This is a genomic window from Laedolimicola sp., from assembly GCF_051972735.1.
In the GTDB taxonomy this organism is placed as follows: Bacteria; Bacillota; Clostridia; order Lachnospirales; family Lachnospiraceae; genus Laedolimicola; species Laedolimicola intestinihominis.
In genome coordinates this window covers 24,611-37,901 of the sequence record NZ_JBOKYU010000023.1, presented here as the reverse complement: position 1 = coordinate 37,901, position 13,291 = coordinate 24,611, and the positions used below count along the sequence as shown (strand labels likewise).

The following is a 13,291-nucleotide window of genomic DNA, read 5'->3' as shown; positions in this document are numbered from 1 at the left end:
TTGGAAACGCCCAGATGGCCCTGTGCTTTCAGGGAAGAACTTTAAGTATAGCGGAGGAACAGGAACTGGCGGATGTCATAGGAAAGAGTTGCCAGATTCAGGTGGTCTGCCTGGTGGATGAAAATCAGGTGACCGAGCAGCATATGAAGCAGGCGGTGGATCAGGTGGCAGGGGCAGCTGCAAGCCCGTCGGAGCATGACCTGACCAATCTGCAGGATGGGCGTTTCTATAAAGGAACCTTACGTTCCGGCCAGGTACTGGAATCAGAAACCAGCATCATTATTCTGGGAGACGTCAATCCGGGAGCCCGGGTGGTATCCAAGGGAAATGTAATCGTACTCGGAACTCTGAAGGGCAATGTGTTTGTGGGTGCAGCCGGTAATGAAGCAGCCTTTGTGGCGGCTCTTTCCATGGATCCCATGCAGATTCGGATTGGCGATGTGATAGCCCGCAGCTCCGACGGCGCGGCGGTACGGAAGAAGAAAGCAGATGACACGCCGAAGATTGCCTTTGTGGAAGATGGGAACATTTATATAGAACCCATTACAAAAGATGTATTAAATGATATTAAATTATAAAAGCTTGGAGGAAAAAGGTATGAGTGAAGTAATTGTAATTACATCCGGGAAAGGCGGCGTGGGTAAAACCACATCCACCGCGAATATTGGAACGGGACTTGCGAAGCTGGGTAAAAGTGTGGTAATGATCGATACAGATATCGGACTGCGGAATCTGGATGTGGTTATGGGACTGGAAAACCGGATTGTATACAATCTGGTAGACGTGGTAGAGGGTAACTGCCGTATGAAGCAGGCACTCATTAAGGATAAGCGGTATAACAATCTCTGCCTGCTTCCTTCTGCGCAGACACGGGATAAGACGGCAGTGAATCCGGAACAGATGAAGAAGCTTATCGAGGAGCTTAAGCCTGAGTTTGACTACATACTGCTGGACTGCCCCGCAGGTATTGAGCAGGGCTTCAAGAATGCCATCGCCGCGGCGGACCGGGCGCTTATCGTGACTACGCCGGAGGTCTCCGCTATCCGCGACGCGGACCGCATCATCGGTCTTCTGGAAGCCAATGACATCCACAAGATCAATCTGATCGTGAATCGTCTGCGCATGGATATGGTAAAGCGCGGCGATATGATGTCCATTGAGGACGTTATTGATATCCTGGCCATCGATCTCATCGGAGCCGTACCGGACGACGAGAGCATCGTAGTGGCTACCAACCAGGGCGAGCCGCTGGCCGGCGATTCTTCTCTGGCCGGAACCGCTTATATGAACATCTGTAAGCGTATCATGGGTGAGGATGTGCCGCTTATGAATCTGGATGTAAACAACGGATTCTTCGCAAAGCTGTCCAAGCTGTTTAAATAAGTAAAGGGGGAGAAGGAAAATGGCATTGATGGATTTTTTCCGGAAAAAGAGTTCAGGAGACGTGGCCAAAGACAGACTCAAGCTGCTTTTGATCTCTGACCGGGCAAACTGTTCCCCTGAAGTAATGGAACTGATTAAGAACGATATTATCAAGGTTATCTCAAAATATATGGAGATCGACTGTGAAAATCTGGACATCCAGATTACCCAGACCGAATCCGACGGGCAGAACGGCCATGTGCCGGCCCTGTGCGCCAATATTCCGATTAAGGATCTGAAGCACAAGGATCAGCTGCGGTAGGGATAATCTCGGGTATAAGAGGAGTATTATGTTAAAACAGTATCGATTGAGGGATTACAGATTCAGACTTGTGTGTTATGTGTATGCTATCAGTATTATCGGAATCCTGGTTATCGGAAGCGCGGAAAAATCCGTACAGAGTCAGCAGATTCTGGGACTATTTCTGGGAACCGTGGCCATGATTGTAGTCTCATTGATTGATTACACCTGGGTTTTGAAGTTTTACTGGCTGATATATGCCTTTAACCTGGTGCTTTTACTTTTGGTAAAGACGCCCTTGGGCGATGACGCCAATGGAGCGGTTCGGTGGCTGAAGATAGGCGGTTTCCGTTTTCAGCCCTCAGAGCTGTCCAAGCTTTTACTGATTCTGTTTTTCGCGAAAATGCTGGAAAAGTACAGAGAAAATCTGAATACCTGGAAGGTGCTGGGATTGATGGCAGCGCTCTTTGCGGTGCCCGCGGCTCTGATTAAGAGCCAGCCGGATCTGTCCACGACCATTTCCATCTGCATGACCTTTGCTATCCTGCTTTTTATCTCGGGCTTAAGCTACAAGCTCATCGGCGGAGCGCTGGCGGTGGGAATCCCGGCAGCGGTGATTTTCATCAGCCTGATTATGCAGCCGAATCAGAAGCTTCTCGACCATTACGCCTGGCTTCGAATTATGGCCTGGCTGAATCCGACCCAGTACGCGGATAACGCCTATCAGCAGCAGAATTCCATCATGGCCATCGGTTCCGGCCAGCTGGTGGGGAAGGGGCTGAACAATAATCTGGTTTCTTCCGTAAAGAACGGCAGTTTCATTGCTGAGCCCCAGACGGATTTTATCTTTGCGGTGGCCGGGGAGGAGCTTGGATTTATCGGCTGTGCAACAATTATTTTACTATTGGCGTTAATTGTGATAGAATGTATCTGGATTGGTAAGAAATCGCGAGATTTTTCGGGTACGCTGATCTGTTGCGGAGTGGCTGGCTATATCGGGTTTCAGAGTTTTGTCAACATCTGCGTCGCAACGGGGATTTTTCCGAATACGGGAATCCCGCTGCCCTTTGTGAGCTATGGACTGACGTCGCTTTTGACGCTGTTTATGGCCATAGGATTTGTGTTAAATGTCGGTTTGCAGCCGAAAAAATACTAACTTTGGGGGTGTTCCTATGAACATTGGATTAATCGCACATGATGCAAAGAAAAAACTGATGCAGAATTTCTGTATTGCATACAGAGGAATTCTCAGTAAGCATGAACTCTATGCGACGGGTACCACCGGCAGACTGATTGTGGAGGTTACGAATCTGAATGTACACCGGTATCTGGCGGGCCATCTGGGCGGACAGCAGCAGCTCGCGGCACAGATTGAGCATAACCAGATGGATTTGGTGATCTTTCTGCGGGATCCGCTGAATCCCAAGCAGCATGAGCCGGATGTGAATAACGTGGTAAAGCTCTGCGATATGTATAACATTCCGCTGGCTACCAATCTGGCTACCGCGGAGCTTCTGATCAAGGCTCTGGACCGTGGCGATATGGAATGGAGAGAATTATATAACTAGATTGTATAATTAGTCGGAAAAAAAGTAAATAATAGTTGTGTTTTTAGGGCAGATCGACTATACTGTTATTATCTAAAAAAGGATCGAACAGCCTTTAAAAGAAAAATGGGAAAACCAAGGAGGACACGGCTATGGTGCAGTTAATTGTAGGAAGTAAGGGAGACGGAAAGACAAAGCATTTGCTGGACAGAGTAAACAACCAGATTAAGACAGCGTCAGGCAACATCGTATACCTGGATAAGAATACCAAGCATATGCATGAGCTTGACAACAAGGTTCGTCTTATCAATGTAGCTGATTATCCGCTTAAGAACTGTGATGAGTTCATCGGTTTTATCTGTGGTATTATTTCACAGGATTACGACCTGGAGCAGATGTATCTGGACAGCTTTCTGAAAATCGCCCATCTGGAGGGAGAGGATCTGACAGACGCGCTGACTCAGCTGAACGCCATCAGCGAACAGTTCAAGGTAAACTTCTGTCTGAGCATTTCCGTTGAAGAGAACCAGCTTCCTGAATTCGCGAAAGAGCAGGTTATCATTTCCTGTTAGTTAAATGATTTTATTTCTGCACAATACATAAGAGGATGCCCTGTTTTCAGGGCGTCCTCTCGTTAAGTATGGAGGAAATTGACTGGTGGCAAAAACCGGGAAAAAGAGAAAAAAGGTAGTCAGAATGGGGCGGACCCTGAATGTGGGTGTTGTCTTCTTCGGGTTTATTGCCATCTATCTGATTATCTGTATTTATATGTATTTTACTTCGACGCATATCTCCGGGTATGAGGTCATAGAGGGAAATCTTGCGACGGATTACCGCTATACGGGTATTGCCCTGCGGACGGAGCAGGTATATTCTACGGAAAAGACAGGTTATATCAATTATTATGCGTCGGAAAGTGAGAAGGTGTCGGTCCTCTCGACGGTTTATACGTTGGATGAGAGCGGCAAAATGGCGGATATTTTGCAGGAAAACGCGGGAGACATCAGTTTGGGTGAAGAGGATTACGCAGAGCTTCGTTCGCAGATCAGCACTTATATGAGCAGTTTTTCTGATATGGAATTTGACAGTGTATACAATTTTAAAACGAATGTAGACAGCACGATTCTGGAGCTTGTCAACCAGAATATGATTGACAAGCTGGACAGCGCTGCGGATGACAACAGCGCTCTGTTCACGCGGTACAACGCGGCCACGGCCGGAGTGGTGGAGTATTATATAGACGGCTATGAGGATGCCAGCCTCGATGATTTGAATGCGGACTGGTTTGACGAGACAAAATATCAGCGGCAGAATCTGCGGACCAATGAACTGGTCAGTTCCGGGGATCCGGCCTATAAGCTGGTGACGGACGAAAACTGGAAGCTGGTATTTCCGCTGGACGCAGAGATGGAAAGCTATATCCTGGATAAGATGCAGGCCAATCAGCGGACTGCGGAGGACGGTACGGTAACACAGGGAACCACCTACATACAGATACAGTTTGATAAGGACGGGGAGGCGGTGTGGCCTTCTGTGACTGTGGAATATCGGGACGGACAGGCCTATGGCGTGCTTTCTTTTGTAAATTCCATGGTGCGCTACGCAAATGAGAGATATCTGAGCTTTGAGGTGCTGCGCGACGAGACTTCGGGTCTGAAGATTCCGAAGACGGCCATTACGGAGAAGGATTTCTATGTGATTCCTGCAGCTTATCTGACTAAGGTGGAAAATGACACCGGCTTCATGAAACAGGTGACCGGAGAGGACGGCGCAGTGACTGCGCAGTTTGTGAATTGTACGATTTACTATCAGGATGAAGAAAATGCCTATGTGGATCCGGAAGAGGAGAGCTTCAGCACTTCCATGAAGAAGCTTGTGAGTGGAGATTTGCTGGTGAAGACAGATTCGTCGGAAACTTATCAGGTGGGGCAGACCGCGAAGCTTACAGGCGTCTATAATATTAACAAGGGTTACACGATTTTCCGCCGGGTGGAGGTTCTCTACGAAAATGAGGAGTACAGTATTGTGAAAGAGGGAACCAGCTTCGGACTGTCCGTGTACGATCGGATAGTGCTGAACGCGGCGACTGTCACGGAGGATCAGGTAATTTATTAGGAGATACCAGGAGGAGCAAAATATGAGTATGGTAGTGGAAAATCTTGCAGAGGTAGAGAAGCATATATGCGAGGCATGTGCGCGCGCAGGACGTTCCCGGGATGAGGTGACCCTGATTGCGGTCAGCAAGACCAAGCCCGTGTCGATGATTGAGGAACTGCTTCCGGGCGGCACACGGGATTTCGGGGAAAATAAGGTACAGGAGCTTGTGGATAAATACGAGGTGCTGCCGAAAGATATTCACTGGCACCTGATCGGCCATCTGCAGCGCAATAAGGTCAAATATGTGGTGGATAAAGCCTGCCTGATTCATTCCGTGGATTCTATGCGGCTGGCAGAGACCATCAGCGAAGAGGGCGTGAAGAAAGGCGTCACGGTTCCGGTGCTTATCGAAGTCAATGTAGCCGGCGAGGAGAGCAAGTTCGGTGTCACTTTGGAGGAAACGGAAGGTCTGGTGCGTGAAATCGCCAAGCTTCCGTCCATTCAGATAAAAGGGCTGATGACCATAGCGCCCTATGTGGAAGATCCGGAGGAGAACCGGGTACATTTTTCCAGATTAAAGCAATTATCTGTTGACATCAAGAACAAAAATATTGATAATGTATCTATGGATGTCTTGTCCATGGGCATGACCGGCGATTATCAGGTAGCTATCGAAGAAGGCGCTACCATGGTGCGCGTGGGGACAGGCATTTTCGGAGAAAGAAATTACAATATCTAAAAAGAATAGATTGGAGACAGCGGTATGAGTGTAATCGATAAATTTCTGGATGTCATGAAGCTCGGCGGTGACGACGAGTATGACGATTATGAGGATGATTACGACTACGAGGACGACTACGACGATAAGCCTAAGAAAAGCATTTTTAAGAAAAAGAAGGACGAGGACGCAGAGGATGATTTTCCGGAGGATGCTGCTTCCGCAAAATCTGCCAAGGTAACTCCGATTCGACAGGCCCAGAGAAGAAGTGGTAACGGCATGGAGGTCTGTGTGATTAAGCCGACCAGCTACGAGGATTCTCTGGAGGTTATGGATACCCTGCTCAGCAACCGCACCGTAGTCCTGAATTTTGAGGGACTGGATGTGGATGTAGCTCAGAGGATTATTGATTTTACCTCCGGCGGCTGCTATGCCATTGGCGGTCATCTGCAGAAGGTGTCCGGTTACATTTTCCTGGTTACGCCGAAGAATGTGGATATCTCCGGTGATCTGCAGGATATTTTAAGCGGTTCCCTGGATCTTCCGTCTGTGTATAATAAGTAATGATGACAAGAGAAGAACAACAGCTGGAAAAGCATTTCCGGGATTTGGCCCGTACGGCCTATCAGCGCGGAATTGCTGTATTTTCCGACTTCCTGAATCTAAATGAACTGAATATTTTTCAGAGCCTGCGTCCGGAGTTCTCCTATCTGAAGATGGAGAGCTTCGGCGGCTATGAATTGGCGGAGCGTCAGATAGCGGTATTTCGTCCTGAGGCTCCTGTCTTTTATGTTGATTATCCGATTTGCTGCCTGAAAATCACACCGTTGAACGTGAAGTTTGCGGAAAGCTTAAATCATCGGGATTATCTGGGGGCAATTTTGAATCTGGGGCTGGAACGAACATGCCTGGGGGATATTCTCGTAGAGGACGACGCGGCTTATCTGTTCTGCCTGGAACGGATGGCGGATTTTATCCGGGAAAATCTGACCCGGATCCGGCACACAAGCGTCTATGTGGAGCAGGTGGAAGCGGAAGACTTTCACTATGAGCCTAAATACAAAGAGGTGGGCGGTACGGTGGCGTCGGTAAGGCTTGACAAGCTGCTGGCGCTGGCGTTTAATGCTTCCCGCAGCAGCCTGACCGGACTCATCGAGGGCGGCAAGGTCTTTGTAAACGGTAAATTAGTCACATCTAACGGTTATGAACCCAAAGAAGGTGATCTGGTGTCCGTGCGGGGCATGGGACGGTTTCGGTTTCAGGGAACGGGAGGCCAGTCAAAGAAAGGCCGGGAGTATGTGACCCTGTGGAAATATATCTGAGAGACAGAAGATGGAGGACATCGATATGGACGAAAATATGCGTGTGCTTCCGGTTCGAAAGGATGGGAAGTTCTGTTATAATATTATCCTGAAAGCGGATTTTACGAAGCTTGGCGAGCAGGTAAAGACCCTGGGAGTGGAAGGTCGGAAGCTCTGTATCGTGGCGGACGCGAAGGCCGGAGAGCTTTATGGGGAAGCGGTGCGGGCTGAGCTTTTGAAGGTGACAGATACTGTGGAGCTCTACACGATTCCATCGGGCGAGGAGTATAAAACACTGGATACGGTGCGCCAGGTCTACGCCTATCTGATCGAGAAGCATTATGACCGCAAGGATATGCTGGTAGCTTTGGGAGGTGGCGTAACAGGCGATCTGACTGGCTTCACTGCGGCGACATATTTGCGCGGCATTGGCTTTATCCAGATTCCCACAACCCTGTTATCCCAGGTGGACAGCAGCATCGGCGGCAAGACCGGTGTAGACTTCGACAGCTATAAAAATATGGTCGGCGCGTTCCATATGCCGAGGCTGGTATACATGAATCCGGCAGTGCTTACGACTCTTCCGGAACGGCAGTTTGCTTCCGGCATGGGAGAGATTCTGAAGCATGGCCTGATTAAGAATGGGGAGTATTTTCAGTGGCTGCTGGAAAATCAGAGAGCGATTCGCTCTCACGAGATGGATGTTCTGCTTCCGATGATTGAGGAGAGCTGTAAGATAAAGCGCGCGGTGGTGGAACAGGATCCCACTGAGCAGGGCGAACGCGCGCTCCTGAATTTTGGCCATACCATCGGACATGCGGTGGAAAAGCTGAAGAATTTCAGCATGTCCCATGGTGAATGTGTGGCCATTGGAACAGCGGCGGCCTCATATCTGTCCTGGAAGCAGGGGCTGATTTCCGAGAAAGATTTGGTCTATATCTGCGAAGGCCTGAAAGAATTCGGCCTTCCGGTGAGGACGGATGGACTTTCTGCCGGGGAGGTTTTAAAGGCAACCAAGTCGGATAAAAAGATGGATGCAGGCAGTATCAAGTTCGTGCTGCTGCGGCATATCGGAGACGCCTTTGTGGAGCGTACGCTGACAGATGAGGAGCTTCTGGAGGCGATTCGGTGGATTCTGGGCGAAGCAATCATATAGGGGAAGAAGGATATGAATAAAAAGACGAAATATAATCTGATTGGCATTGTGACGGCAGTGCTTCTCGTCGCTCTCGATCAGTGGACGAAGCTGCTGGCAGTGAAGCATCTGATGAATCAGAAGCCTTTTGTGATCTGGGATGGCGTATTTGAACTGCACTACCTGGAAAACCGGGGTGCCGCTTTTGGGATTCTCCAGGGACAGAAGCTTATTTTCCTGCTCTGTACCGTCCTGGTGCTGGTGGTCCTGGGCTTTTATTATAACCGTATGCCGGAGGATAAGAAATATCTGCCGCTACGTGTGGTAGGCGTCCTGCTTGGCGCAGGTGCGGTGGGCAATCTGATTGATCGGATGGCTCAGAGCTATGTGGTAGATTTCCTGTATTTCAAACTGATTGATTTTCCGATTTTCAACGTGGCCGACTGTTATGTGACTGCGGGCGCGATTTTACTGGCCGTGTTGATTCTCTTTGTATACAAGGATGAGGAGCTGGGCTTTTTAAGCCTGAAAAAGAAGCATGAATGAAAATGGATTACAGCGGCTTACGGTGAGTCCGGAGGATGCAGGTGTACGGATTGATAAGTATCTGGCGGAACAATTGCCGGATATTACCCGCTCTTATCTGCAGAAGCTTCTGAAGGATGGCAGCGTGCAAATGAATGGAAAACCGGTTAAGGCCAGCACGAAGACAGCGGCCGGCGCTGTGATTGCGCTTACCATTCCGGAGCCGGAGGAGCCGGAGATTCTGCCGGAGAATATTCCGCTGGATATTCTCTATGAGGATTCCGACGTGATTCTCATCAATAAGCCGAAAAATATGGTGGTGCATCCGGCGGCGGGACACTATACAGGGACGCTGGTCAATGCGCTCATGTATCATTGCAGGGGCGATCTGTCCGGCATCAACGGCGTGCTGCGGCCAGGTATCGTCCATCGCATCGACAAGGATACCACGGGCGTTCTGATCGTCTGCAAAAACGACCGAGCGCATAATGCCCTGGCAGAGCAGCTGAAGGAACACAGCATCACAAGAAAATATCGCGCTATTGTCTGCGGCAATCTGAAGGAGGACGAGGGCACCGTGGACGCGCCCCTTGGTCGTCATCCCCAGGACCGCAAGAAGATGGCCATCGTCCGTAGTGGCGGCAAGCGTGCCGTGACCCATTACCGCGTGCTGGAGCGTTTCGGCAATGATACCTATATCGAGTGTCAGCTGGAGACAGGCCGGACCCATCAGATCCGCGTCCATATGGCGAGTCTGGGACATCCGCTGCTGGGAGATGAGATCTATGGCCGCGCCAAATCCCCCTTTAAGCTGGAGGGTCAGACCCTGCATGCCATGGTGCTGGGCTTCATTCATCCGACCACCGGCGAATACATGGAATTTGAAGCTCCCCTGCCGGAATATTTCGAGAAGCTGTTGGAAAAATTGCGGAAGAGTGGAAGTTAGGACTTGCGCTTGGCGTAAGCCTGTGCTATAATAAATGAGTTGCTGATGCAGCACATGCCGGCATGTCGGAATGGCAGACGAGGCAGACTCAAAATCTGTTGTGGGTGACCACGTGCGGGTTCAAGTCCCGCTGCCGGCAGGCTCAGAAAAAGCTCTGTAAGACCTACGAATGGTTTTACAGAGCTTTTTTCGCATGAAAATCAGGGAAAAATCCGGCAGCGGGATTTGAACCCGCAGGGATTTCTTCCCGATACCTTGTATAATCCCAGCCATCTGTGCTATAATAAAATTTGATCTGCGAGCCGTGGAACTTTATGCAGTCCGCGGCTTTGTTTTATGAAAGAACGTATATTGCGAAAGGAGGCCCCGCTTATGACCTGCAAAGAAGTAGAACAGATGATTATGCCCTATATTAATGACGAGCTGACGGACAAGCAGCTGGGGCCGTTTCTGGAGCATATCAACGCATGCAAGAGCTGCTATGAGGAGCTGGAGATCTATTACACCATTTACGCGGGCCTGTCCCAGCTGGATGGGGAAAATGAAGGCCGGGATATGCACAATCTTCTACAGGAGGCACTGCACGCGTCAGAGCAGCGGGTGCGGGGACGGGTGCTCCTGAACGTGTATTATGTGGTATCACAGGTGCTGGCTATGGCGGCTCTTGTGGCAATTATCGTGATGGAGATAGTAAAACTATGAGTGAAAAAATACTGCTGGTGGACGGACACAGCATCATCAACCGCGCCTTTTACGGCGTAACTGATCTGACCAATTCGGAAGGACTTCACACCAATGCCATTTACGGATTTCTGAATACATTATTTAAGGTGCTGGAGGAGGAAAAGCCCGATTATCTGACTGTGGCCTTCGATGTGAAGGCGCCTACCTTCCGGCATCAGATGTACGACGCCTATAAGGGCACCAGAAAACCCATGCCGGCGGAGCTTCATGAGCAGGTGCCGGTGCTGAAAGACGTGCTGCACGCCATGGGCATTGCGACCATGGAAAAGGCCGGTCTGGAGGCGGACGATCTCCTGGGAACCGTGGCGAAACGAAGCGAGGCCCTGGGCATGGAGGTGACGGTACTGTCCGGCGACCGGGATCTTCTGCAGCTGGCCACCGAGCATATTCGCATCCGCCTGCCAAAGACGAAAGGAGGTGTGACTGAGACCGAGAATTATAACACGCAGGACGTCATTGACCGGTATCAGGTGACCCCGCTTCAGATCATCGAGCTGAAGGCTCTGATGGGCGATTCTGCCGACAATATCCCCGGCGTTCCGGGCATCGGCGAGAAGACCGCCACGAATCTGATCGTTCAGTACGGCAATATCGAAAACGCCTACGCCCATGTGGAGGAGATCAAGCCCAACCGGGCGAAAAATGCGCTGCAGGAGCATTATGACATGGCGGTCATGAGCAAGGCGCTGGCCACCATCAACATCGACTGCGATTATGATTACGACTGGGACATGGCGAAGCTGGGCAACATCTACACCCAGGAAGCCTACGCCCTGATCAAGCGGCTGGAGTTCAAAAATATGCTGTCCCGTTTTCAGGTGGACGCCCCGGCCAATGATAAGATCGAGAAAACCTTCCGGATGATCGAGGACTTCGGCGAGGCGGATCAGGTGCTGAATAAGGCGGCAGCCGCGCTCCGTCTGGCCTTTGCCATTCACCGGGAGGGGGATGAAATGCTGTCTCTTTCCCTGACCCTGTCGGAGAAAGAGACATACGTGATTCCGGTGGCGGGTTTTATGACCGCAGACTGGCTGCTGGGCCGTCTGGGTGAGATCTTCGCGAAGGTACCGGAGATCGCAACCCTGAAATTAAAAGAAGAGTTAAAGTGCCTGGCAGCCCATGGCGTAAATGTGGACAAAAAGCAGCAGGGTGCGTTTCTGGACGCGGAGATCGCGGCCTATCTGCTGAATCCTTTGAAGGACAGCTATGCCTATGAGGAGCTGGCCAGGGAGTATGCGGGCCTTACGATTCCTTCCTATGCAGAACTATTTGGTAAGGATAAACTAACGAAAGTGCTGGAAGAAAAGACCGGGGCATTCCGTATCTACGGCGGCTACTCTTCCTACGTTTTATATCAGTCCATGCCGGTGTTGCTGGCGCATTTACAGGAGACAGGCATGGAAGATCTGTACCGGACCATGGAAATGCCGCTGGTCTGGACTCTTTTTGGCATGGAGCAGGAGGGCGTCCGGGTGGACGCCCAGGCTCTGAAGAGCTACGGCGACGAGCTGGCTGTCCGTATCGGCGAGCTGGAGACCCGGATCTATAAGGAGGCCGGGGAGACCTTCAATATCAATTCTCCCAAGCAGCTGGGCGTCATTTTATTTGACAAGATGGGACTGAAGGGCGGCAAAAAGACCAAGACCGGCTATTCCACTTCCGCTGAAGTGCTGGAGAAGTTAGCCCCGGAGTGTCCGTTTGTGGCGGACATTCTGGAATACCGGCAGCTTACAAAGCTCAAATCCACCTATGCGGACGGTCTGACGGCTTACATCGGCCCGGATGAGCGGATTCACACCACCTTCCAGCAGACCATCACGGCCACAGGCCGCTTAAGCAGCGTGGAGCCGAATCTGCAGAACATCCCGATTCGCATGGAGCTGGGACGGCAGATTCGCAAGGTCTTTATCCCGAAAGATGGCTGTGTGCTGGTGGATGCGGATTATTCCCAGATTGAACTGCGAGTGCTGGCCCATATGTCCGGCGATGAAAATCTGATTCACGCCTACCGGGAGGCCCAGGACATCCACCGGCTGACTGCGTCCCAGGTGTTCCACATTCCCTTCGACGAGGTGACGGATCTCCAGCGAAGAAATGCCAAGGCTGTCAACTTTGGTATCGTATATGGCATCAGCTCCTTCGGCCTGTCTCAGGATTTGAGTATCTCCCGGAAGGAGGCCCAGGAGTATATTCAGAAATATTTTGAGACCTATCCGAAGATTAAGGAATTCCTGGATTCCTGTGTGACGGAGGCCAAAGAAAAAGGCTATGCCCGGACTATGTTCGGCCGCAGACGCCCCATGCCGGAGCTGAAGTCCTCGAACTTCATGCAGCGCTCCTTTGGCGAGCGGGTGGCCATGAACGCGCCGATTCAGGGAACGGCGGCGGATATCATTAAGATCGCCATGATTCGCGTGGACCAGCGGCTGAAAGCCGAGGGCTTAAAGTCCCGCCTGCTTTTGCAGGTACACGACGAGCTTCTGCTCGAGGCTTCTACGGAAGAACTGGACGCGGTGGAACAGATCCTGTCCGAGGAGATGGAAGGTGCGGCAGAGCTTTCTGTTCCGCTGGAAATCGATATGAAGCAGGGAAAAAACTGGTACGAGGCGCATTAA

15 protein-coding genes and 1 tRNA gene are annotated in these 13,291 nt (G+C 50.7%); all 16 read left to right on the top strand.

From position 1 onward, the window contains the following. Nucleotides 1-578 (top strand): septum site-determining protein MinC (locus tag ACTRC3_RS07135; protein ID WP_440322582.1); only part of this gene is annotated, 578 nt, incomplete at its 5' end. 19 nt (nucleotides 579-597) lie between these two features. Then, nucleotides 598-1,383: a septum site-determining protein MinD gene (gene minD, locus ACTRC3_RS07130; protein WP_178038176.1), complete on the top strand. Its 786-nt coding sequence runs from the start codon at nucleotides 598-600 to the stop codon at nucleotides 1,381-1,383. 19 nt (nucleotides 1,384-1,402) lie between these two features. After that, complete coding sequence (minE, locus tag ACTRC3_RS07125; protein WP_178038175.1) at nucleotides 1,403-1,684, top strand: cell division topological specificity factor MinE; 282 nt, start codon at nucleotides 1,403-1,405, stop codon at nucleotides 1,682-1,684. A gap of 28 nt (nucleotides 1,685-1,712) precedes the next feature. Beyond that, complete coding sequence (locus ACTRC3_RS07120) at nucleotides 1,713-2,819, top strand: FtsW/RodA/SpoVE family cell cycle protein (RefSeq protein ID WP_440322580.1); 1,107 nt, start codon at nucleotides 1,713-1,715, stop codon at nucleotides 2,817-2,819. A 16-nt stretch (nucleotides 2,820-2,835) separates the two neighbouring features. Continuing rightward, nucleotides 2,836-3,231, top strand: coding sequence for a methylglyoxal synthase (gene mgsA / locus ACTRC3_RS07115; protein ID WP_178038173.1), 396 nt, complete (start codon nucleotides 2,836-2,838; stop codon nucleotides 3,229-3,231). A 131-nt stretch (nucleotides 3,232-3,362) separates the two neighbouring features. Further along, complete coding sequence (locus ACTRC3_RS07110; protein ID WP_178038172.1) at nucleotides 3,363-3,782, top strand: twitching motility protein PilT; 420 nt, start codon at nucleotides 3,363-3,365, stop codon at nucleotides 3,780-3,782. Nucleotides 3,783-3,867: 85 nt separating this feature from the next. After that, nucleotides 3,868-5,325: an HlyD family efflux transporter periplasmic adaptor subunit gene (locus tag ACTRC3_RS07105; RefSeq protein ID WP_440322577.1), complete on the top strand. Its 1,458-nt coding sequence runs from the start codon at nucleotides 3,868-3,870 to the stop codon at nucleotides 5,323-5,325. Nucleotides 5,326-5,353: 28 nt separating this feature from the next. Beyond that, nucleotides 5,354-6,046, top strand: a complete 693-nt coding sequence (locus tag ACTRC3_RS07100) for a YggS family pyridoxal phosphate-dependent enzyme (RefSeq protein WP_349164140.1) — start codon at nucleotides 5,354-5,356, stop codon at nucleotides 6,044-6,046. Nucleotides 6,047-6,070: 24 nt separating this feature from the next. After that, nucleotides 6,071-6,589, top strand: coding sequence for a cell division protein SepF (locus ACTRC3_RS07095; RefSeq protein ID WP_178038170.1), 519 nt, complete (start codon nucleotides 6,071-6,073; stop codon nucleotides 6,587-6,589). 2 nt (nucleotides 6,590-6,591) lie between these two features. Next, nucleotides 6,592-7,347: an RNA-binding protein gene (locus ACTRC3_RS07090; protein ID WP_440322584.1), complete on the top strand. Its 756-nt coding sequence runs from the start codon at nucleotides 6,592-6,594 to the stop codon at nucleotides 7,345-7,347. A 25-nt stretch (nucleotides 7,348-7,372) separates the two neighbouring features. Beyond that, nucleotides 7,373-8,482 (top strand): 3-dehydroquinate synthase, encoded by a 1,110-nt coding sequence (aroB, locus tag ACTRC3_RS07085; protein ID WP_440322575.1) that lies wholly within the window; start codon nucleotides 7,373-7,375, stop codon nucleotides 8,480-8,482. A gap of 12 nt (nucleotides 8,483-8,494) precedes the next feature. Next, nucleotides 8,495-9,007 carry a signal peptidase II gene (lspA, locus tag ACTRC3_RS07080; protein ID WP_178038169.1) on the top strand — a complete coding sequence of 171 codons (513 nt, stop codon included), beginning with the start codon at nucleotides 8,495-8,497 and terminating at the stop codon, nucleotides 9,005-9,007. Beyond that, a complete protein-coding gene (locus ACTRC3_RS07075) occupies nucleotides 9,000-9,932 on the top strand; it encodes an RluA family pseudouridine synthase (RefSeq protein WP_440322573.1) in 933 nt (310 codons plus the stop codon). The genes lspA and ACTRC3_RS07075 overlap by 8 nt, the downstream gene beginning before the upstream one ends. A gap of 56 nt (nucleotides 9,933-9,988) precedes the next feature. Then, nucleotides 9,989-10,071 (top strand) — tRNA-Leu (locus tag ACTRC3_RS07070). 233 nt (nucleotides 10,072-10,304) lie between these two features. Beyond that, nucleotides 10,305-10,634, top strand: coding sequence for a zf-HC2 domain-containing protein (locus ACTRC3_RS07065; protein ID WP_178038167.1), 330 nt, complete (start codon nucleotides 10,305-10,307; stop codon nucleotides 10,632-10,634). After that, on the top strand, nucleotides 10,631-13,291 hold the full coding sequence (gene polA, locus ACTRC3_RS07060; RefSeq protein WP_440322571.1) for a DNA polymerase I: 2,661 nt from the start codon (nucleotides 10,631-10,633) through the stop codon (nucleotides 13,289-13,291). The genes ACTRC3_RS07065 and polA overlap by 4 nt, the downstream gene beginning before the upstream one ends.

What these genes read in the sequence shown, in the direction of transcription:
- minD (WP_178038176.1), top strand. Translation starts at nt 598, where the DNA reads ATGAGTGAAGTAATTGTAATTACATCCGGGAAAGGCGGCGTGGGTAAA.
- minE (WP_178038175.1), top strand. Translation starts at nt 1,403, where the DNA reads ATGGCATTGATGGATTTTTTCCGGAAAAAGAGTTCAGGAGACGTGGCC.
- ACTRC3_RS07120 (WP_440322580.1), top strand. Translation starts at nt 1,713, where the DNA reads ATGTTAAAACAGTATCGATTGAGGGATTACAGATTCAGACTTGTGTGT.
- mgsA (WP_178038173.1), top strand. Translation starts at nt 2,836, where the DNA reads ATGAACATTGGATTAATCGCACATGATGCAAAGAAAAAACTGATGCAG.
- ACTRC3_RS07110 (WP_178038172.1), top strand. Translation starts at nt 3,363, where the DNA reads ATGGTGCAGTTAATTGTAGGAAGTAAGGGAGACGGAAAGACAAAGCAT.
- ACTRC3_RS07100 (WP_349164140.1), top strand. Translation starts at nt 5,354, where the DNA reads ATGGTAGTGGAAAATCTTGCAGAGGTAGAGAAGCATATATGCGAGGCA.
- ACTRC3_RS07095 (WP_178038170.1), top strand. Translation starts at nt 6,071, where the DNA reads ATGAGTGTAATCGATAAATTTCTGGATGTCATGAAGCTCGGCGGTGAC.
- ACTRC3_RS07090 (WP_440322584.1), top strand. Translation starts at nt 6,592, where the DNA reads ATGACAAGAGAAGAACAACAGCTGGAAAAGCATTTCCGGGATTTGGCC.
- aroB (WP_440322575.1), top strand. Translation starts at nt 7,373, where the DNA reads ATGGACGAAAATATGCGTGTGCTTCCGGTTCGAAAGGATGGGAAGTTC.
- lspA (WP_178038169.1), top strand. Translation starts at nt 8,495, where the DNA reads ATGAATAAAAAGACGAAATATAATCTGATTGGCATTGTGACGGCAGTG.
- ACTRC3_RS07075 (WP_440322573.1), top strand. Translation starts at nt 9,000, where the DNA reads ATGAATGAAAATGGATTACAGCGGCTTACGGTGAGTCCGGAGGATGCA.
- ACTRC3_RS07065 (WP_178038167.1), top strand. Translation starts at nt 10,305, where the DNA reads ATGACCTGCAAAGAAGTAGAACAGATGATTATGCCCTATATTAATGAC.
- polA (WP_440322571.1), top strand. Translation starts at nt 10,631, where the DNA reads ATGAGTGAAAAAATACTGCTGGTGGACGGACACAGCATCATCAACCGC.